At 54.9% G+C, this 20094-nt stretch carries 21 protein-coding genes; 16 read left to right on the forward strand and 5 right to left on the reverse strand.

Annotated features, from left to right (window positions below; genetic code table 11):
* Nucleotides 1-36 precede the first annotated feature (36 nt).
* The gene (ampC, locus tag AC1RN6_RS06705) at nt 37-1194 is read left to right on the forward strand and encodes a class C beta-lactamase (protein WP_493004035.1); all 1158 of its coding nucleotides are present in this window, start codon (nt 37-39) and stop codon (nt 1192-1194) included.
* Between the two features lie 216 nt (nt 1195-1410).
* Here the strand turns inward: ampC and AC1RN6_RS06710 are convergent, their stop codons facing one another.
* Entirely contained in the window at nt 1411-2157 is a 747-nt protein-coding gene (locus AC1RN6_RS06710; RefSeq protein WP_493004036.1) for a LysR substrate-binding domain-containing protein, read from the reverse strand.
* On the opposite strand from AC1RN6_RS06710, the gene AC1RN6_RS06715 reads away from it, so the two are divergent.
* Nucleotides 2039-2389, forward strand: a complete 351-nt coding sequence (locus AC1RN6_RS06715; protein ID WP_493004038.1) for an SDR family oxidoreductase — start codon at nt 2039-2041, stop codon at nt 2387-2389. The two genes, AC1RN6_RS06710 and AC1RN6_RS06715, sit on opposite strands and share 119 nt — an antisense overlap.
* A gap of 165 nt (nt 2390-2554) precedes the next feature.
* Here AC1RN6_RS06715 and AC1RN6_RS06720 read toward each other — a convergent pair whose 3' ends face one another.
* Entirely contained in the window at nt 2555-3019 is a 465-nt protein-coding gene (locus AC1RN6_RS06720; RefSeq protein WP_493004041.1) for a GNAT family N-acetyltransferase, read from the reverse strand.
* A gap of 144 nt (nt 3020-3163) precedes the next feature.
* Here AC1RN6_RS06720 and AC1RN6_RS06725 point away from each other — a divergent pair, with 144 nt between their 5' ends.
* Nucleotides 3164-3412 (forward strand): DUF3297 family protein, encoded by a 249-nt coding sequence (locus AC1RN6_RS06725; protein ID WP_493004043.1) that lies wholly within the window; start codon nt 3164-3166, stop codon nt 3410-3412.
* 14 nt (nt 3413-3426) lie between these two features.
* Here the strand turns inward: AC1RN6_RS06725 and AC1RN6_RS06730 are convergent, their stop codons facing one another.
* Nucleotides 3427-3801, reverse strand: coding sequence for a hypothetical protein (locus AC1RN6_RS06730; protein ID WP_493004044.1), 375 nt, complete (start codon nt 3799-3801; stop codon nt 3427-3429).
* Here AC1RN6_RS06730 and AC1RN6_RS06735 point away from each other — a divergent pair.
* The 9 genes from AC1RN6_RS06735 to AC1RN6_RS06775 all read left to right on the forward strand — a co-directional run bounded on the left by AC1RN6_RS06735 (nt 3800) and on the right by AC1RN6_RS06775 (nt 10622).
* Nucleotides 3800-4606 (forward strand): helix-turn-helix transcriptional regulator, encoded by an 807-nt coding sequence (locus AC1RN6_RS06735; protein ID WP_493004046.1) that lies wholly within the window; start codon nt 3800-3802, stop codon nt 4604-4606. The genes AC1RN6_RS06730 and AC1RN6_RS06735 overlap by 2 nt on opposite strands.
* Nucleotides 4607-4699: 93 nt before the next feature.
* On the forward strand, nt 4700-6088 hold the full coding sequence (locus tag AC1RN6_RS06740) for an aldehyde dehydrogenase family protein (protein WP_493004047.1): 1389 nt from the start codon (nt 4700-4702) through the stop codon (nt 6086-6088).
* Between the two features lie 183 nt (nt 6089-6271).
* Nucleotides 6272-7351: a tetratricopeptide repeat protein gene (locus AC1RN6_RS06745; protein WP_493004049.1), complete on the forward strand. Its 1080-nt coding sequence runs from the start codon at nt 6272-6274 to the stop codon at nt 7349-7351.
* 166 nt (nt 7352-7517) lie between these two features.
* Entirely contained in the window at nt 7518-7988 is a 471-nt protein-coding gene (locus AC1RN6_RS06750; protein ID WP_493004051.1) for a DUF4844 domain-containing protein, read from the forward strand.
* Nucleotides 7989-8123: 135 nt separating this feature from the next.
* Complete coding sequence (locus AC1RN6_RS06755; RefSeq protein ID WP_493004052.1) at nt 8124-8582, forward strand: hypothetical protein; 459 nt, start codon at nt 8124-8126, stop codon at nt 8580-8582.
* Between the two features lie 68 nt (nt 8583-8650).
* Nucleotides 8651-8962 carry a hypothetical protein gene (locus tag AC1RN6_RS06760; protein ID WP_493004054.1) on the forward strand — a complete coding sequence of 104 codons (312 nt, stop codon included), beginning with the start codon at nt 8651-8653 and terminating at the stop codon, nt 8960-8962.
* A 124-nt stretch (nt 8963-9086) separates the two neighbouring features.
* Nucleotides 9087-9356 (forward strand): hypothetical protein, encoded by a 270-nt coding sequence (locus AC1RN6_RS06765; protein WP_493004055.1) that lies wholly within the window; start codon nt 9087-9089, stop codon nt 9354-9356.
* Nucleotides 9323-9808 carry an ankyrin repeat domain-containing protein gene (locus tag AC1RN6_RS06770; protein WP_493004056.1) on the forward strand — a complete coding sequence of 162 codons (486 nt, stop codon included), beginning with the start codon at nt 9323-9325 and terminating at the stop codon, nt 9806-9808. The genes AC1RN6_RS06765 and AC1RN6_RS06770 overlap by 34 nt, the downstream gene beginning before the upstream one ends.
* Before the next feature lie 160 nt (nt 9809-9968).
* Complete coding sequence (locus tag AC1RN6_RS06775; RefSeq protein ID WP_493004059.1) at nt 9969-10622, forward strand: LptM family lipoprotein; 654 nt, start codon at nt 9969-9971, stop codon at nt 10620-10622.
* Nucleotides 10623-10993: 371 nt separating this feature from the next.
* Here the strand turns inward: AC1RN6_RS06775 and AC1RN6_RS06780 are convergent, their stop codons facing one another.
* Nucleotides 10994-13321, reverse strand: coding sequence for an autotransporter outer membrane beta-barrel domain-containing protein (locus AC1RN6_RS06780; RefSeq protein ID WP_493004061.1), 2328 nt, complete (start codon nt 13319-13321; stop codon nt 10994-10996).
* Between the two features lie 1180 nt (nt 13322-14501).
* Between AC1RN6_RS06780 and AC1RN6_RS06785 the strand changes: the two genes are divergently transcribed.
* The 4 genes from AC1RN6_RS06785 (at nt 14502) to AC1RN6_RS06800 (ending at nt 19028) form a co-directional block, all read left to right on the forward strand.
* Nucleotides 14502-15128 (forward strand): LuxR C-terminal-related transcriptional regulator, encoded by a 627-nt coding sequence (locus AC1RN6_RS06785; protein WP_493004737.1) that lies wholly within the window; start codon nt 14502-14504, stop codon nt 15126-15128.
* Nucleotides 15038-16954, forward strand: a complete 1917-nt coding sequence (locus AC1RN6_RS06790; protein WP_402274793.1) for a sensor histidine kinase — start codon at nt 15038-15040, stop codon at nt 16952-16954. Before AC1RN6_RS06785 ends, AC1RN6_RS06790 begins: the two co-directional genes overlap by 91 nt.
* A gap of 291 nt (nt 16955-17245) precedes the next feature.
* A complete protein-coding gene (locus AC1RN6_RS06795; RefSeq protein WP_493004063.1) occupies nt 17246-18193 on the forward strand; it encodes a tetratricopeptide repeat protein in 948 nt (315 codons plus the stop codon).
* Nucleotides 18194-18410: 217 nt separating this feature from the next.
* Entirely contained in the window at nt 18411-19028 is a 618-nt protein-coding gene (locus AC1RN6_RS06800; protein WP_493004064.1) for a tyrosine-type recombinase/integrase, read from the forward strand.
* Nucleotides 19029-19199: 171 nt separating this feature from the next.
* Here AC1RN6_RS06800 and AC1RN6_RS06805 read toward each other — a convergent pair whose 3' ends face one another.
* Nucleotides 19200-19958 (reverse strand): TraB/GumN family protein, encoded by a 759-nt coding sequence (locus tag AC1RN6_RS06805; protein WP_493004065.1) that lies wholly within the window; start codon nt 19956-19958, stop codon nt 19200-19202.
* Between the last annotated feature and the right edge of the window lie 136 nt (nt 19959-20094).

Raw genomic sequence — 20094 nt, forward strand, 5'->3', positions numbered from 1 at the left:
AGAGGATTTTGTTCCTCGTTAAAAAGGATTGAAAAAATGAACAAACGATTGAAGACCGGCGCGCTTGCTTGCCTGATGGTTGGCCTTGCCTCCTTATCGCACGCGGCAGAAATTTCTCGCGAGGAAGCGTTGCGGGCAACGTCAGCAGCAGTTCAGCCAATGATGGAGAAAAGCCGGATCCCGGGTGTTGCCGTCGGACTGGTGCTTGAAGACCGAACCTATGTTTTCAACTACGGGATGGCATCGGTCGAAGATCGTCGCCCCGTAACCGATACTACTATTTTTGAAATCGGCTCCGTCAGCAAGACCTTCACCGCCACATTGGCAACCTATGCAGAGGCCGTCGGGAAACTGCATCTTGGCGACATGGTGGCGAGCTATCTGCCTGAACTTGCAGGCACCGACTTCGGAAGCCTGCGGCTCTATCAGCTCGGCACCCACACCACCGGCGGACTGCCGTTGCAGGTACCGGACGAGATCCGCAACGAGGGGCAACTCATGAATTATTTCCGAGCCTGGAAGCCGCCCTACAAGACCGGCGCGGTACGCACCTATGCCAACCCCAGCATCGGCGCCCTCGGTTTGATTGCGGCGAAGAGCATGCGCCAGGATTTCAGCGTTCTCGTGAACCATGACATCTTCTCCCCTCTTAGCCTGAAGAACACCTACTTCAACGTCCCTGCCGAAAAGTTGAGCAACTACGCGTTCGGTTACACCAAGGACAAAGCACCTGTGCGAGTGGGCCCGGGCATGCTTTCCAATGAAGCCTACGGTGTGAAAACCACGGCCCGGGATCTCACCCGTTTTCTGAAGGCGAATATGGGCATGCTCCAACTCGACGCCACGTTGCAGACGGCGTTCGACAATACCCGCAAGGGCTACTTCAAAGCCGGTGACATGACGCAGGGCCTGATATGGGAGCAATACGCGCTGCCCGTGGATCGGCAAGTTCTGCAAAAAGGCAACTCCGCCGCGGTGATTTACAACCCTGTCCCGGTGGTTGCCCAGGTTCCGCCTTCGCCGCCAAGGCCTGACGTCTGGGTGAACAAGACCGGCTCAACCAACGGCTTCGGCGCTTATGTCGCGTTCGTTCCCTCCAGGCGCTTTGGCATCGTTGTGCTGGCCAACAAGAACTATCCGAACGAGGAGCGTGTCGAGATCGCTCATAAAATCTTCGAAGCGCTATCTCGCTAAGAAACGTCGGGTACCAGGCCTGATACTCCCATAGCCACAACGCGGTTCTCCTCGGGCAGGCTTCACGTCCGCTTGGAGAACATCTGAGATCGTTAAAAATCTGCTGACCGGCTTGTGTCTGCTTAAAAGACCTTCTGGCTTGCACCGGCAGAAACACTGACGATGGTGCGGCACGAATCAGATCAGGCAAAAAATCAATCTGTTCTAGAGATGCTCTTAAGAATTGGCCTCTTCCAACAACCATTCTTTGAACGAGATGATTTCTGGTTTGGCTGCCGCATTCACCTTATGAACGATGTAGTAGGAAAAATCGCATGGCTGCGCTTCTCCAAAAGGACGCACTATCCGGCCCGCCGACAGATCGTCGGCAGTCAGCGAGCTTCTTCCCAGCGCCACGCCGTTACCGGCAATAACTGCGCGCATGACTGCCGCTGAATCGTTGATTTGCAGCCCCCCGTCTACATCAATCCCCTTTGCCCCAGCGTTCATCAGCCAGCTTCGCCAAGTCTGGAAGGCACTTGCGGAGCGCATGGAAGTGTCATGAATTAATTGATGGTATTGGAGATCGCTCACTGTTTTCAGAGGATGGGGCCCACTGAGAAGTTCAGGACTGCAAATAGGAAAGAATTCATCGCTAAGCAACCGCGTAGCTTGCAATCCCTTCCATCCTCCGGCTCCAAATCGGATGCCGACATCAATGCGATCCGTATCGAAGTCCACGACACGCCCCTCCGTCTCCACCATCAGATCGATCGTGGGGTAAAGCCTCTGGAATCGCTCCAGACGTCGAAGCAGCCATTTGTCAGCAAACGCGGGAGGCACAGTTAAGGTCAGCGAGCTCCTCTTGACAACGTCCTTCCTGAACGAAGTCGGCGCGCCAGGTCTTTCTATTCTTCCAGCATCGAAGGCCGCAGTTCGGTCGCTGGCGCGCTCTCTGGGCGCCGAGTTGGCGCCACAAGGCATTCGTATAAATGCTGTAAGCCCTGGCCCCATCAGCACTTCATTCCATAGCAAGATGGGGCTGTCGGAATCCCAACTTAACGAAGCGGGAGCCAGTATCGAAGCCAGCGTTCCGATGCGCCGGTTCGGTGAGGCAGCCGAAGTCGCCAAAGCGGTGCTGTTCTTGGCGAGCGACGACTCCTCGTACATGACCGGCACGGAGACTGTTGTCGATGGCGGTCTCTCGCAGATCTAAGATGTACTGCTTGGGTAACTGGCTGTATGAGTGCAATGCAGCTATTCCCAGGCATTTTTTTAACAACGAAAAACTATGTATTGTGTGTGTTTCTGGCCGATTGCCGACGTCTGTCAATCCGACTGAGGTCAAGTCGATTGCTTTTGTTTTTGTGGCAGCTGCCGGCTATAGCATCAATTTGAAACCTTCATGGGTTGCGACAAAGCCGAATCGGGCATAAAACCGATGCGCCTCCGTCCGGCTTTTGTCGCTGGTCAATTGTGCGACTGCACAACCCCGTTCTTTTGCAAGCAGCAACGCTTTCTCAATAATCCAGTTACCGATACCTTGCCCGCGCAAGTTGCTGTCAACCCGAACTGCTTCGATGTTTGCCCGAAGTGCACCGCGACGACTAAGGCCCGGGATAAAGGTAAGTTGAAGCATCGCGATGACGCTGCCGTGCAGTTCTCCGACCAACAAATATTGATTCGCGTCGCTATCAATGAGCTCGAAGGCGTGCACGTAGCGATCTTCGTCACTACCGACTGCTTCGCGGCTCTTTCCCAAAGTATCATCCGTTAGCAATTCCAAAAGTCGGGGTAAATCACTTCGCACTGCACGGCGTGCGGTTAAATTCATAGAATCAATCATCAATTCCTATCGCTTTTCTTGAATTAATAATTCGCAGGGAGTTAGTTTCAACGTCTGTTCCTGGCCGATTGCCGCCAGCGAATGATCTGGCGAAACCAGGCAAAGGGATTGTTTTGCGCAATCTTATAGTGAATAATTGTCGCCATGAACGATACCGCACAACTCCCCCCATTTCCTGATCGACTCTCCATCGATCCTCGCAGCCCTTACTACAATGCCGCCATCTTTGAGCACAATGTCGGCATCAGGCTTAATGACAAAGAACGCACTGACGTCGATGAATATTGCATCAGTGAAGGATGGATCAAAGTCCCGGCCGGCAAGGCGCTGGATCGGAAGGGAAAGCCCTTGCTGCTGAAAGTAAAAGGCAAGGTCGAACCTTTCTATCGCTAAAAATTGTTTTTTAGTTAATTCTCACTTCTGCGGTTGTCTGCAAAGGCAGGTGCGCTGATCTTTCTCGACGGCGTATCTGCCTTTTTGTTTTTGAGTGCTGTCAGGCAAACAGCGGCCTGTCGATTTCCCGGACTGTCTTGTCCGCTTGTCAAAGTATTGTCAGCAGGAAATGTAAAGATGGGGTGACGCATCGTCTGTGCCCTGACGGTCGACGCCGTCCCTTTTTCAGCAGGACGAATCAGCGACTGATATGCGTGGGATATATCATCGTTGGAGATATCCTTTAGCATGTGTACCAGTCCGGCACACGAACGAAATGCATCAGCTACACGCTGAAATAAAAGCCGGATCTCATTGTTAACTATTTCACCTTTTCCCGAGTGCTCCATGCCCAGCAGACCCTCTCCTGAACAACGACGCGAATTGGGTAGTTTCCTCAGTAGCCGGCGTGCTCGCTTGCAACCCGATGAGTACGGTTTGCCGAAGGGGCCGCGCCGTACGCCGGGTTTGCGCCGTGAAGAGGTGGCGGTGCTTGCCGGCGTCAGCGTCAGCTGGTACACGTGGCTGGAGCAGGGGCGCGAAATCCAGCCCTCGGCCGATGCCTTGCGCAGGATCTCGAAAGTCCTCAAGCTCGATCAGGTCGAATCCACGCATTTGTTCGCACTCTCTTCGCGGGAAGCACCGGCCGCAGCAACCGGCGGACGCCCGAGCGACGGGCTGGAAATGCTGGTGCGGGCCATCAATGTACCGGCCTATGTGCGCAACACGCGTCTCGATATCCTGGCGTGGAACGATCCGATTGCCGACCTGTTCGTCGATTACGGCTTGCTGCAACCCCATGAGCGCAACACGCTGCGCCTGCTGTTTCTGTACCCGCCTTACCGCACCCGGATCCTTGACTGGGAACAGATGACGCGTGGCATGATCTCGGCATTTCGCGCTGCACGTGCCCAGGCGCACGACAAGACGCCGTTCGACAGCCTGATCGCCGAGCTGTCCGAGTTAAGTCCGGAGTTTCGTGCGTGGTGGCAAGACACCAACGTCAAAGGTTTTGACGAAGGTGCAAAACGGATGCGGCTCCCTTCGGGAGAAATCACCGCCTTTACCTACGTGGCGCTGGTGCCGGCAGGGCGGCCGGACCTGTCGCTGGTCACCTACATTCCCACACCGCCTGCCAGTGAGTGCGACTCATAGGATAACAAGACGCCTTCTTGAGATTGCCGTGCTTGCCTAAAGTGACGTCAGAGCAGTTCTTGAACACTGCTCCTTCACTTACGGAGGCAACACATGTCGCAACTCAATACCAATCCTGCTGCCAATGCAGTTTCCCGCAATCCGGCTACCGGCGAACTGATCGCCGCCTACGCGTTCCAGACACCCGCCGAGGTGGAGCGCCTGCTCGACGACAATACCGCCGCTTACCGCATGTGGCGCGCCACTCCGATGGCCGAGCGTGTCGCGACCTACCGCCGTCTCGCCATCGCCCTGCGCGAGAACGCTGAAGAACTTGCCGCCACCATCACTTCCGAAATGGGCAAGACTATCGCCGCCGCCCGTGCCGAGGTCGAAAAATGCGCCGCGACCATCGACTGGCTCGCCGAACATGGTCCGGCCATCCTTGCCGATGAGCCGGTCGCGGTGGATGGCAACGATCAGGTCCACGTATCGTACCTGCCGATCGGCAGCATCCTGGCGGTCATGCCATGGAATTTTCCGCTGTGGCAAGTGGTGCGCGCCTCCGGTCCGATTATGTTGTCCGGCAACGGCTTTATCCTCAAGCACGCTCCAAATGTGATGGGCTCGGCATACGCCCTGCAACGCATGTACGAAATTGCCGGCTTTCCGCAAGGCCTGTTCGTCAACCTGAACGCCGACAACGACACCGTCGCCCATGTGATCGAAGATCCGCGCGTCGCCGCCGTCACACTCACCGGCAGCATGCGCGCCGGCGCCGCAGTGGCATCCCTGGCCGGCCGTGCGCTCAAGAAAAGCCTGCTGGAGCTGGGCGGCGCCGACGCCTTCATCGTGCTGGCCGACGCCAACATCGACCTGGCCGTCAACGCTGCCATCGAGGCTCGCTTTCAAAATGCCGGCCAGGTCTGCCTGGCGGCCAAGCGCTTCATTCTGGAGAAATCCATTGCCGCTGAATTCACCCGAAAGTTTGTTGCTGCCGCCGGTCAGTTGACGACCGGTGATCCGATGAATGCGTCGACCGCCATGGGGCCGATGGCGCGCAACGACTTGCGCGATGAGCTGCATCGCCAGGTGGAACGCACGCTGGACGCCGGCGCCACACTGCTGCTCGGCGGCCACAAGATCGACGGCCCCGGCAACTTCTATGCGCCGACGGTGCTGGCCGGTGTGACACCCGGCATGGCAGCGTTCGATGAAGAAACCTTCGGCCCGGTCGCCGCCATCACGGTCGCCGAAGATGCCGAGCACGCCATCGAACTGGCCAATGCCAGCGACTACGGACTGGGCGGCAGCCTGTGGACCGGCTACCGATTTACTTCAGCCCATCAATTCATCCTTCACGGTTTCACTGACCGAACTCGATCCGTTTGTCAGCAAGATAGAGCCCTCAGGAACGGATTACGACCCGGAAAAAATCCAGTTGAGTATTCCGACGCTCAGCAGGAAGCAGATTGTGCGACTGCACTTCCAGAATGGCGCTGAAGAATGGTACAGCGCCTTTATAGTGCAGGTACCGACCATCGAAATGGCGGAAAGCATGCGTAATGCATTCAAGCATGCCATCCAGTTGTGCAACAAGAAAGCCGCCCAAGAAAAGGCAGAGACGCCCCGTCAGAAGGAGCTTTTCTGATGCGATCTCGAACGATATATGGTCGAGTCGGATTGATGCTCGTCAGCCTCGTCTTTGCCAGTAGTGCCCAAGCTCAGTCGGAAGCCGCATTGAATGCGCTGAGCCAAGGCCGTTACAAGGAAGCTTTCGGGCTCTTGATGCCCGATGCTAAGGCCGGCAAGGTGGAAGCGCAGCGGCTCGTTGGAGAGATGTACTTCAAAGGACAATCTGTTCCCGTGAATGTCGGACAGGCCTTCATCTGGAATCGCGCGGCCGCCGATGGCGGAGACAGGCTCGCGCAATACAGCGTAGGCTACTTCTACGAAAATGGCATCGGCGTCGCCGCCTCGAGTGATCAGGCATTGGAGTACTACAAGAAGTCTGCGATTCAACAATTTGCGCCGGCAGCACTAAAAGTAGGTGATCTCTACGTCTCCAAAGACCAATTTCTGGCAGCACAGTGGTATGAGACTGCGGGGCGATTGGGCAGTGAAGAAGGGCTAAGGAAGTTTGCTGCTTTGCGGGTGGTCGCAGCGCGAGAAGAAAATGCTGCCGCTGCCGATATGAAAACGAAACTCGATGCAGAGGAACGTGAAGCAGTTGTACACCGCCGCCGGGAAGAATCGCGCCGGGCAGCCGAAGACGAGGTGGACGCTCGGGCATTTCGGAACGCGCAACTCCAGGCATCCGCCGCTGTTTCAGGACGCCCGTCGGCAGTTGCAAATCAGCGCGTAGCAGATGCCAGGCTTTCCAGCGGTGCGCCCAGACAGGTCGATCCAGTCGCTGAGCAGAAGACGGGCCGCACTGCGGACGTGGTCGACGCCAATCCATACGAGCGTTACCCCTCTTCCGCGTACTGGGGCTCTCCGATAAACGGATGGATCGACAACCCGAAATTCACGGAAGGTGGCACACGGGAAAGTGCCTGTCAGGCGACCTTGGCGGCCATGTCGCAGCGAATGTCAAAAGATACCTCGACCGGTTTAGTGTCGATCACAGAGAAGACCGGATGTCACTGCCAGTCGAAGCCACGTAGTGGCATGCTGCCAAATGACATCAGCGTGAAGGGTTGGCTCTGCACGGCCTACTACAAGGTTAAATCGACCGGTAAAGATGGAGGAGTGGTTGCACGCTGAGAGACAAGATTGCCTCTATTGGATTATCGAAAGATGTGACTGTGGGCCAATTTATGGACTCTTGATTGTCCTGTAACTCTATGTCCGCAATCGGCCAGGAGCGGACATCCCCATATACTGATTCAGCTATTATTCGGATATAACTATATCAACAGGGTGGGAATCGATGTTTCTCAAAATACTCGCCGGTATTGTCATTTTGGTCGTCGCGATTGTCGCTACAGGACTATCTGGCCTAGCCTTTTACATTTGGCCAACCAGCGTCAATGACCACAAATTGTCTTTAACGCCCGACATCATTCAGCGTCTGCGCAGTCTGCAGTCAGAACATAAGTTTGATCCGGATGTCGCTTCGGCTTACCCGGGTGCAATGAACGAAGTCCAGAGGCTAGAAGCACAAGCGGCGGTGGATACGACTGTCCAAACGCTAATCATTGCATTGCCTGCACGACCGCAGCGTTCGACCGTCCTCAGAGTAATGAAACTCACACTCGCCAACTTCGATAGTTCGGAATCTGAAGAACGTGACCAACTTTTGGTTTATTTTGACAAAATAATGTCGATCTGTGGCGTGGAAAGCTCCGGCGAACTATTGAACATATGGCGCTACGGTTTTCCGTACGGCTGGTTCCGTTAGGAGCATGTGCTTCCTTGGATGAGCGGATGTGAAAATGGGTAGTTATGTAGGCTCCAAAGGACAGCAACCGGCCAGAAGCAACCGTTCTTGAGTTGCCTTTGTCTCGCAAACCGTCGCAAAAGATATGGAGAGTCCATGCGTCTAACTGCCAAGTGGGTGTTTCGTACTATGTCGATGCTTGGGGTCGCTGCCGTTATTGGAGTGACTGGAGCCACATTTACCACCTGCGGCGTGGGGCTTGCCCACGGTACAGGAACTTGGTGTGGCTTGCCGCTGGTTTGGCTCGTTGGCTTTCCTTTCGCGATAATTGCAGCGCTTGTCTTTGGCTTACCGCTTACGCTTTTGTTTGGGAAGTTTCGTCTAAAGCGCTGGTGGCAGTTCGGAATGACTGGCTTTGTCTGTGCCATACCTCTCTGGATCGAGCTTGCTCAACCGTTCACATCTGCTCGCTGGGTACATTCCGGTCTTTATGATTCTCTGAACTATCTAGGATCAGGGCTCGCGGGCGGACTTGCCTACTGGTGGATATGGCAGAAAGTAGGCATTCGTGATGCTAATGATGAGATAAACGAAGACTCCAATCTGCACGCGTGACCGTCCGTTACCGGCCAGAAGCGGACGTGGGCCAAGAGTAGATACTTAAATACATCGAACCTATCACCATGCGATACCGAGCTCTTTTTATTTCGTTATGTTTTTTCGCTACTCAAACTTGGGCGAGCGATGATCCGTTCGTCGATCTGAAAAAGAATCAACCTAGGGATGTGAAGAGGCTCATTGACCGTCTTGCAGGCTGCGCTCATTGGAGTGGCGAAGAGCCATACGATGCAGAACGTAAGCGAGAGATTGCTGCGGCCATGAGCGATCTGAGATGCGGCCAGTTGGAGAAAGACGAAGCGGTAGCTCGGAAACGTTACTCGAAAAAAATACATGTGCTCAACGCGTTGCAACAGGCAAAAGAATCAAGCTGGTGACCATTGTGTGCTCCGACGTTAGTACCGCCCGCTTCGTCGATAGAGCTACCAAGGATCCGCAACCGGCCAGGAGCGGACTTGTATAAGGTTGTAAATGTTTTCGTATCCTAAAAATGGGAGAAGTATGAATTCTTGGAAGCGGTGGCTTCTATGGGTGATATTTCTAATGACGTTTTGTTCTCTGGGATTAGCCAATGAACTGACCGTTCTTGGAAAAACCGCCCAAGATGCTTTTCAGGACAAGGGCGTTGTCGATCTCCTGCACGCAGTTATTCGGCAAGATACTAAAGAAGCCGATCAGCTAGTCAAAACAGGCGTAAATGTGAATGCAGCTGGCTATGGCGGAGTCACTCCGCTGCTATGGATGCAGTTCAACAAGAAAAAAACGCGATGACGCTGCTCTTGGAACTTGGTGCCAACCCGAACCAGCGAATGATGCCTGGAGGCTCACCCCTTTGGCTGGCAGCAGGTGCAGGGAATATCGATCTCCTAGAACTGTTACTACAACATGGAGCAGATCCCAATATGCCAATAGGGGCTAATAGCCCATTGAACGAAGCAGTATTAGGAAATCACCTGGATTGCGCCGAGTTACTTTTAAAGCATGGTGCAGACATTAACTTTCATGACGGACTTAATGGGCCGACCGTAATTAGTGCGGCAGTGGTTTCTGGCCGTTTGGATTATGTTAATTGGGCACTTGATCATGGCTATACGTACGATTTGAAGTTTTCGCGTCGTCTAGTTGAGTTGGAGAGGCCGAGATTTGGTCAGGCAGAACAGAAAGCAAAGGCACTAGCGAAAATTGATCAACTGATAGCATCAGGAATAGGAACGGCAAAGTAATTGTTCACGGAGGTAGCCTTAGATGTCCGTAACCGGCCAGAAACAGACACTCACCAAACTCTATTTTATGACCCCTCTATCAATGAGTGAGCGTTATTGCGCTTCATATCTGCAACCATACGACCAGCGGCACCGAAGGCGGGGCCACTTAAAGACGTACATGAAGCGATGGCTTCAGTTACTCGCATTTCTGGGAATGATTGCGGCATTGAATGGCTGCGGTGAAACCGTGAATACGAGCGAAGAGAATAAGATAGCGAAGCCGATAATTGAGGCGCAGATCGGTGATACGTGGGACGAAGTGATCCAACGTTCAACGCTAAAATTGGAGGCGCTACCTAAGTCTGGTGGAGTTGTTATAGACCGGCCTCATACGTTTATCTATCGAGATCCGCGTCATCGGATGCAGCTCGACGATGTCAGATACGTCAACGTGTTCATCGGGTATGAGAAGACGACAATTCGTTCGTTTGGTATTGGCCCCTACCGAGAATCAGAAGGAGTAGAGGAAACATGGAGACGTCTGCAAGACATCATTCACAAGATGGAGCAGGCAGGGTGGATCCCAGACGATGATACGAACATACGTAACCCCAGTGCAAAATCAGCAAAGCAGCTACTTAGCCAGTATCGAGAATTGCCAGGTGGGGCACGAGGAGGCGAAAGATTTTGGTATGACGAGTACGGTAACGAGGCGTGGGTGGAGTTGGTGAAAACGATCACGGGCCAAGCGCCGGGTGAAGAGCCTCGCTTCAACGTGGTGCTTCAGATCCAAACAGCGATGTACCCCAAGAAACCAAGAGCTCAGAAGTAATATCTATAACAAGTGCAAGCGTATGTATCAATTCAATAATTTTTGACAGCGCATCTAACGTACCGGCCAATCAAAGGAATGACCGCAATCGGCCAGAAGCGGACGTTCCCGCCCAAAGAAAAAGCCTGCTAAAGCGGTTTTTTTTCATGTGCGGACCTCCTGATTACAAGTCAGAGCTAGATTTCATTAAAAGCAAATACCTGGATCTTTTTTTCTCTGTAATCAATGAAAAGACACGCCTCTCACGAAATAAAAAAGATTGCGTTTTGGTTCGCGGGTGTCGCCTCGCTGTGACATGGAAACCTCAAGGACGAGCAACTCCAAGAGCAGCCTAATTCTGCGTCAAGGCACGATGGTTGCGCTCGCGTCTTTTACCACCACCAACGCACGCCCGCGGAAGCACCATAGCTGGCATACGCTTTGCCGGTGACCACCGATAGTTGTCCGAAGGCGCTGGTGGTGTCGTTGATCGAATAGTTCAAACCGCCGCTGACGACTGCCTCATCGCGTGCCTGGGCTACGCCGCGTACAGTGAAGTCGAATCCGCTGGCATTGGCGAAAGCAAGCTGCATCGTCTCGGCGTTGCTGCCCAGACGATGACGCCATGCCAGATCAGTTTGCCACGCCAGCGGCGATCCGGCGCCAGGCATGCTGCGCAGGCGAACGCCCAGACTCGCCGAGGTTTGTGTACTGTTGCTTGCGCTATAAGCCAGTACTAAGGCGTCGCTGCCGCTTTCAGTGGTCTCCGTAAAGGCCGGGCGATGCAGACGCGCCACCGAAAGCGCTGCGTAGGGTTCTACGGTGAGCGCCGCCATTGGGAGCGCCATACCCGTTTCGGTATACATGGCAACGCTTTGCACGTTGAATTGGCCGCGCGTCAGGCCGTTGAGAGCGCCAGCCGAGGCCTGGCGATATTGCACGTTTTTCCACCAGCCATAGCTGGCTACGCCTTTGAAGAAGACGTTCGATGCATCCGGCCGGTAACGTACATATAACGCAGCCTGGCCACCGTCACTGCGTCCTCCACCACCAGTATCGGTATAAGACAGCGAGTCCGCGTTGGCAGTGAAGGCAAAGCCCAGCAGCCAATTCGACGATAACGCATGATCGTGACCGAATGCGAAAGCAGTCGAATGGTTGCGATAGCCACTGGCACCAGAGCTGCTGCTTGACTGGCTTTGCTGACTGATTGAGGTACTGATCCAGGGATCTGCGTCAACCGTGGTTGCCGACCCGGCGACCGTTGCGTCAACCGCCGCCAGACGCTGCCCGATGGCAGCGTTTCCCTGACTGATATTGGCAGCGGCATTCACGGAAGCGATGCCAGCCGTATCGCCGCTCAGGCTTGCCAGGTTGCGTTGGGCCTGCGAGTCGGAAGCGCCCAGCAAACTGGTAGTGACACTGTTGCCGCCGGCGGCATAGATACGGTCCAGGGCATTGGCTACCGCCTGTTGATTGGAGGAGCCTGCATGACTGCCAAATCCCCTCGACTGGAAACCCGTATTGCTGAGCAGTTGCACGTTAACCGCATTGCTGCCGTAACTCACGACGGGGACCAGGTAGGCAAAATTATTGGTGACCGTACTGAAGGTCCCGCTGCGCGTACCGCTATAGCTGGCGACGGTGTAGCTGCCGCCCTCGCTGTAACTGCCGCTGCCGGCGACCAGTCTGAGTACGCTGCCGCCGGCGAGGTTGAGGTTGCCGTTGACCGTCACCTTGCCTGAATTCCCCGGGGTGGATCCCAATGTCACCGCATAGGTGGCGCCACTGCCGACGCCGAGGTCGCCATTGACATGCAAACCGCTGCCGAGGGTAGTGGATGCGAGCGTCGCGCCGCTGCCCAAGGTCACCGCGCCCACTGTGCCGTTGCCTAGCAAGGTGGCGCCGTTCAGAACGGAGACTGCTCCGCTCACGGAGCCATCGACCTGCAGTGCTCCGCCGTTGACTGTTGTCATGCCGGTATAGCTATTGGTACCGCTCAGGATCTGGGCGCCACTGCCGGTTTTGGTGAAGCCGCCGGAGCCGCCGATGGTTCCGCTGAAAGTCGTGTTGCTGTTGTCGCCACCCGTAGTCAGGGTGCCGGCGCCCAGTGTGACTGCACCGGCGCCGCTCAACGAAGCGATACTCTGGTTGAATCCGTTCAGGTCAAGTGTGCCGGACGACGCGACCGTCATTGCGCTATTGGCCGACAAGGCATTTGTAAGACCGGCCCTCAGGGTGATTCCTCCGCCCACGGTAGTGGCACCACTGTACGTGTTCGAACCATTCAGCGAAACCACGTCACTGCCATTGAAGCTGACGGATCCGCTACCCGTAATGTCGCCCGAAAGGGTGAATGGAGATGAGGAGAAGAAGAATATTTGTGCGCCGCTGCCAACGACGAAGTTGTTGCTCAAGAGGCTGGCGGTGCCGCTGTTATTGATGGTCACGTCAGCTCCCGTGGCCAATTCGATGTTGCCCGAGATGGTGCCGCCCAGCAGATGCAACAAGGCGCTGGTTCCGGTAAACAGGATCGCATCGGCGCGCGTCGTACCGTTGCCGGACATGCCCCCGGCGATCGTACCGTAGGCATCGATTGTTACATTGGCTCCTGCAACGATGCCGGCGCCACCGGCGGCACTCCCGCCGCCATTTCCACCGGTAATTTGCGCCCCAGCCTCATTGAGAATGAAGACGCCGGATACAGCCCTGACACCCACTCCGCCGCTACCGCCGGAGCCACTGAAACCTGAGCCGGCACTGCCACCGGTTCCGCCAGTGATGCTTCCGAAATTGTCGAGGGCACCCGAGGTCGACAACAAGGCCCCATCGCCGCCCCCGCCACCGCCCCCGGCGCCAGTCCCGCTGCCGCCATTGCCGCCCTGGCCACCGCTGACAGCCCCGCCGACGGCAACATTCACAGTAGTCCAGCCTGCTGCTGACAAGAGACCGGCGCCACCACCGCCACCACCGCCGGCAGAGGTATTATTTCCGCCGTTGCCACCAGCACCACCGCTGACGGTCGTTACAGATGCATTCGCTCCATCCAGGTACAGCCCGGCGCCACCGCCGCCGCCGCCACCAGCGGTTGCAGAAACGCCCGGCCCACCGTCTTGCCCAGTGCCACCCGTCACCGGGCTACCTGAGTTGTAACCTCCCGACATGCTCGCTCCGAGAGCACCGCCGCCACCGCCGCCACTGCCGCCGCCTCCGTTCCCTCCCGAACCGCCCGCGCCGGTGCCTGTTGGACTTGATCCACTGGTACCAAAAGCACCGCTGCCGCCGCTGCCGTTGCCGGTGCCTCCGAATGGTCCACCACCGCTTGCTCCTGCTGCCTGGACGCCTTGCAAGCCCAGTACGTTGATAGCCAAGGTGCTCAACACAGCAACCAAGAGAGGCGCCATACGCCATTCTTCAGGGCCTGGTGCCGGCTGAATTTTTGCCTTGCTGCAAGAAGGTATGACGCGAGCGTCCATATTTGCCATCCCGTTTATTATTCTGACAAAGGTACGCTGTCAAAAAACTGAGATAGCGGCGCGTGCCGCAGCGATCCAGCCAAGCAGACGTATGGACGTGATGCTGACATCCTATCTATGCGGCAACAATCCTTGAAAATAGGTAGATCGCGATAGGGACCTGGAAACTGGCTAGTTCTGGTCATCGCGAATACCGCAAGGATTCCGGGCCCGGTACGAAAGCCCCCCTCCTTAGAATTGGGTATTGCAGCGCCGGGCACGATTGGCTAACTTGTCACGATTCAGGCAAGCTATCAACAAATCTCGCCTTCTTCCGCGTCCCTTTTTACGGTATCCATTTTTGACTCAGCCATCTTCTCCTGCCGGCGTCGAGCCGGCATCGATTCTCCCCAGTCCTCTGCTGATCGTGGAGGATGAGCCGGCCATGCAGTTACGGTTGCGCGGCATCCTCGGCATTCTTGGCTACGACGACGAGGCATTGTCGTTTGCCGGCAGCATCGGCGATGCCAACGCGCTGATGGCATTGCAACCGTTTGCGATGGTGCTGGTCGATGTCGGCCTGCCGGACGGCAACGGCATCGACCTGATTCGCACCCTGCATGCCGCCGACGCCGCCTTGCCCATTCTGGTAATCTCCACATGGAGCACCGAACAGACCATCGTCAGTGCTCTGCAGGCCGGCGCAACCGGCTACATGCTCAAGGATCGCGACGACTTTGAAATCGGTCTTTCCATACGCAGCGTGTTGCGCGGCGGTGCGCCGATTGATCCGTTTGTCGCCAAGCACATCCTGCAACTGATCGATCCGGGTGTGGGCAAGGCGCAGCAGCACCCGCCATCGTCAGCACTCTTGCGATCACCCCTGAGCAAACGTGAAATCGAGATTCTTGAACTGGTCGGCAAGGGACTGGCCAATCTGGAGATATCCGATTTGCTTTCAATCTCACGATCGACTGTCGAATGCCATATCAAGAACATCTACAAGAAACTGGCCGTCAACTCCCGCACACAGGCCATCTTCGAAGCGCGCGCACACGGTTTGCTACCCTGATTTCTTTACTCTCGGGCGTCATCCTGCTGCTTTTTCCGGCCTCGGCCATCACCGCTACGACCGCTGCCGCTTTTCAGCGCATCGAAGCTGTTCGCGCCGATTGGAACGCACAAACGCCTCCCGCGACCGGTTGGACCACCGTCACGCTGCCGGACGACTGGAGCCTGCGCTGGCCGGGCTTCGACGGAGTGGTCTGGTACCGCCTTAGCTGGGAGCAGACCGATGCGACAGCGCCGGTCGGACTGATGATGGATTATCTGAACATGGCCGGTATGGTTTCGCTCAATGGTGTCCAACTCAGCCGCGACCAGAGCCTGACCGAACCGTTGACGCGCGCGTGGAATACCCCACGCTACTGGCAGGCTTCGCCGCCTTTGCTCAGGAGCGGGCAAAACATTCTGCTCATCCGAGTTTCCGGCCTCGCCGCCTATCAGCCTGGTCTTGGCCCGGTGACGCTTGGCACTCCCACAGACATCAGCGCGCGCTACACGCATGAATATTGGCTGCGCCACGACTTGCAGTTGTTCAGCCTCGCAGTGAGCGCAACCCTCGGCTGCTTTTTCCTGGCGCTCTGGATATTGCGGCGGCGCGAAGCAGAGTTCGGCTGGTTTGGTCTGATGTCGCTGACTTGGTGGCTGTACGCGAGCAACCAGATCAAATTGACTACGTGGCCTTTCGCCACTACCGATGCCTGGCAAGCTGCCGTATCGATCCTGTTTTTGGTGTACAGCGCCAGCTTCACCATGTTCGTTTTACGCAACGGGCCTCGCCGCCATCGACGCACCGAGCTTGCCGTCTGGGCAATGGTTGTTTTCGGCAGCATAGCCATGTGCCTTACTCCGCATGGCCGGATGCAGGAGATGCGGGCGTGGCTGGCATTGATTCCCGTACTGACTTACATCGCCAGCTGCTTCCTGTTTTTTTATTTCGCCTGGCGTCAACGGCGCGTCGAGCAGCTGATTCTGGCTGCGTGTCTCGCTATATTCATTGTCGTCGGCATCCACGACCTGTTAGTGTTTCTCAAAATACTGGACAGCAATATCTACTACAGCGCGTTCGCATCTCAGATCCAGATGGTTGCCATGGCGCTGGTGCTGGGGTGGCGTTTTGTAGCAAACCTTTCTCGTATCGAATGCTTCAACGAAGAGTTGCATGTCAAGGTCGAATCGGCAAAAGAAGCGCTGGCGCAGACATTGAAGCGCGAACATGAACTGCAAGTCGTGAACGTGCGCCTGGGTGAACGCCTCAACCTCGCCCATGACCTGCATGACGGTCTGGGCGGCACGCTGGTGAGCAGCATCGCCACGCTGGAACATGCGCCGGAGAGCATCCCCTCCTCGAGGTTTTTGACGATCCTGAAAGAGCTGCGCGACGACTTGCGCATCATCATCGATACTGCCTCCAGTTACCAACTGGACGAGACCTCATTGGCCGAAATGCTGGCACCATTACGGCATCGCTTCGGTGTCCTCTTTGAAAGTCAGAATATCGTCTGCCGCTGGCAACTGTCAGGCATTGAGGATTGCCATCTGCCTACGGCGCAAAGCCTGGACATCATGCGCATCCTGCAGGAAGGTCTCACCAATGTTCTCAAGCACAGCCGGGCAAGCAGGGCCCATGTCGAGCTGCGTGGCGATGCCAGTGAACTAGTGTTGAGGATCCGGGACAACGGTATAGGTTTCGATTTTCCGATGCAGGAAAGCAAAGCCGGTACAGGAATGAAAAGCATGCAACTGAGAACTAGCCGTCTTGGCGGCACGTTCGAAGTGCGACGCATTGACGGCGAGACAGTGTTGAACATCACGCTTCTGCACCGATATGCCTGATTCGAGAGATATGCCTGCCGTAGCGACGGTTGCCAAATGGTTTCGCTGGTATTTAAACCGTGCCGTAACCGGTTATTGACAGTGGTGCGTTTCGCTAGCTTGCAACTGCAGACCGTAGATTCGTTTTGATATTATTCGATGTCCCCAACCGGCCAGAAGTCGACATTCAATGATCATTTTGTAGACTTACTTTTCAGATTGCCTCATTTTTGCATCTAACGATGATCTCGTTCCGTGGCAAAAAATATAGGCGCTACTTAGGCCTTCTTTTCAGCCTGGAGGATATTGCGAATGGCCGTTGGACCGACTCATATTATCGCGATGAAAAAAATACTTCTAATTCTTCCTCTGGTGATGTTGACAGCTTGCGTGAGCACAGATCCTACATCGTCGTCCGCATTAAGCACTGAGGGGGAGAGAAAACTCAACGCTTTGTTCAAAGAAGGATTCAACTACATTCAAAATCAGGGTGGGCCATACTTAAAAAGTGAAGATATTCAAAGAAAAACAGAGCTTCTCTTTTGGTGGGTAGATCGTCCTTATTGCCCACATTGCCTACCGAAGCCTCCAATGACAGCGGATCAAGAAATTGCGTATGTGAAAACCATTCAAGCTAAAGCTGAAAGCGGCGACTCGGTTAGCCAGTATCTACTAGCTGTTCGTTATTTAGAAGGTAAAGGTATTGGCCAAAATACAAAGCAGGGTATTTTTTGGATTGAAAAGGCCGCTTTGAATGGAAATAGCGACGCTGCGTATAGCCTTGCCCAAATGTATGACGGGGGACTACACGTAGATGTTGACAAACAAAATGCAGTGAAATTTTATAGAATTAGCGCAAGAAAAATTAGAGTAGCCGCGTACAGGCTCGGAGAAATGTATGAGTACGGGCTTGGTGTTTCTAAAAACTATACTCAAGCAATGAAATGGTACAAAGAATCGGGCGAACTCAATGGACCTATTTTAAAAAATCGATTTCAACGAGCAGAATTCAGCGTTGGTCGATTATATGCTCAGGGAAAAGGTGTTCCGAAAAGCTATGCCGAAGCCGCGGAGTGGTTCCTAATGGCGTCAGATTATGGCAAGGGATATGGTGGAATGGTTGGTGAAGCGCAATGCGCTCTAGCTATAATGTATTCAACGGGGTTAGGCGTAAAACTAGACAACGAACAAGCAGAATTCTGGCTTCAGCGACCGAACACCCAATCATATTGTCATTCACTGATGACGAGCCACACCTAGTTGTTCCCTAATTGCGCACGTGAAGGACCACCATGCCGCCGTACCACAAAGCCGTCAAGTAGCGAGCAAGTCGTGAGGAGGGATGGCCTGCAGGGATCAATATTTAAGACATGCGATTTGATTTTGTTTGATGCCTGCAATCGGCCAGAAGCCGCCATCTGACGTAGCACCCACCGCCAGCGCACACTAACTCTCCATTCATCTGAAGGAGAGTTAAATGAAAACGCCACGTATGCCGATGACTCCTTGGAATAAGGGAAAGCTTGTCGGACAAAAGTCACCCTTGAAACTGAGCGAAATTTGGTCGATCCGGATCAGGCTCCAGCTTTTTCAACGAAATCGAGAGTTAGCTTTGTTTAATTTGGCGATCGATAGCAAGCTGCGGGCATGTGATCTAGTAAAAATCCGAATTCAAGACCTTTGTCACGGTGATCATGTAGCGAACAGGGCAGCAGTATTGCAGCAAAAAACGAAGCGACCAGTTCAATTTGAAATAACTTCGGCGACTCGAGAAAGCATCGCTAAATGGATGGCCGTCGCGGCACTCAGAGCTGGTGATTTCTTATTTCCAAGCCGGCGACATGACTCTCTTCACATATCCACCAGGCAGTACGCTCGGATCGTTAAGAAATGGATAGCTGATATCGGCCTTGATCCGTCTGCGTACGGAACACACAGCATGCGCCGTACAAAACCAACCCTCATTTACCGACGGACTAAGAATTTACGAGCCGTCCAATTGCTCCTAGGTCACACAAAACTAGAAAGCACTGTTCGGTATCTTGGAATAGAGGTGGACGATGCTCTCGAGCTTGCAGAGCAAACAGACGTCTGAGGATCTACCGTGACCACCGGCCATCGCTCGATGGCCGCTGCTGGCCGATTGCGGACCGCGACCCTATGTTTGTCGTGCAACTTTCTCAGGAACAGCCCCGTATTCGCATTAAGAACTAGAAATTCCGCTTCGCAACTCGCACTTGAGCCGCATGTATAAGCGGCTCGCTTTCTAGGCGACCTCAGATTCTGACGGCAATTTCTCAAACGAGCGGCCGAGGCACTCTAAAAGATTTCCCGGGCCGGCCAAATGAAGTGCGCCGACAGCGATCAGTGTTTTGTTAGGGGTCGTCAGGATTCCGTCGATCTGATCGGCCCAGCCTTGGTTTCTTCCCACGACAAGCGCCTCTCGCACACGCGGGTTAGAAAACCCCGGTGACAGCATTGCGCAACGCAACACCTCATCAACGTCGCCAGAGCGCCAACTCAGGTACAGGGCATCGAAATACCGCTGGTGTGCAGACAAGTCTGCCAATGCCTCGCGAAGCATGGCGATGACGTCATCCCTTGAGATCGTTCGGAAGCGTCTAGCCAGGTCTTCGGCGGTCTCCAAAGGGGCGATCCGCTTGCCGGACTTCGCCGCGCACATCTGCAGGAATCCGTCCACGCCAGGCACGCTCTGAATATGAAGCTGCGTCGCCATGATCGCGGCGGCCCACAAATTTAACTCCTGCAGCGGGGCGGCCGGCCCGGTCTCTGGCCAAAATTTGACCAACTGATCCCAGAGGTCGCGCGGAACTTCGCTTTGCAGAGCTCCAAGTCCTGGGGACTTAAAATGCTGCTGTATCGAGCCTGGCTTTCCCTCAATAACAAGCGCCTCAGCCCAGTGTTCCGCCTCCATCACCCACGCCGGCATAATGGGATGGGCAACCGGGAAGGCATGCATGACGCCTAGAATCCGAACATTCGTTCCGGTGATGCTGTAATACATGACGCGCCTCTGTTCTTTTTTGATGGTCTGCCTTGGGACTGACGCCGGTGCAAGACCACTCGACATCAGCGAAATGAATTGCGTGTATTGTAATCCGCACAGCAAGCAATTGCGGCTCGGAAGGCAAAAGGCCGCC

The sequence above is a fragment of the Herbaspirillum sp. GW822-FHT03A08 genome (assembly GCF_058801885.1).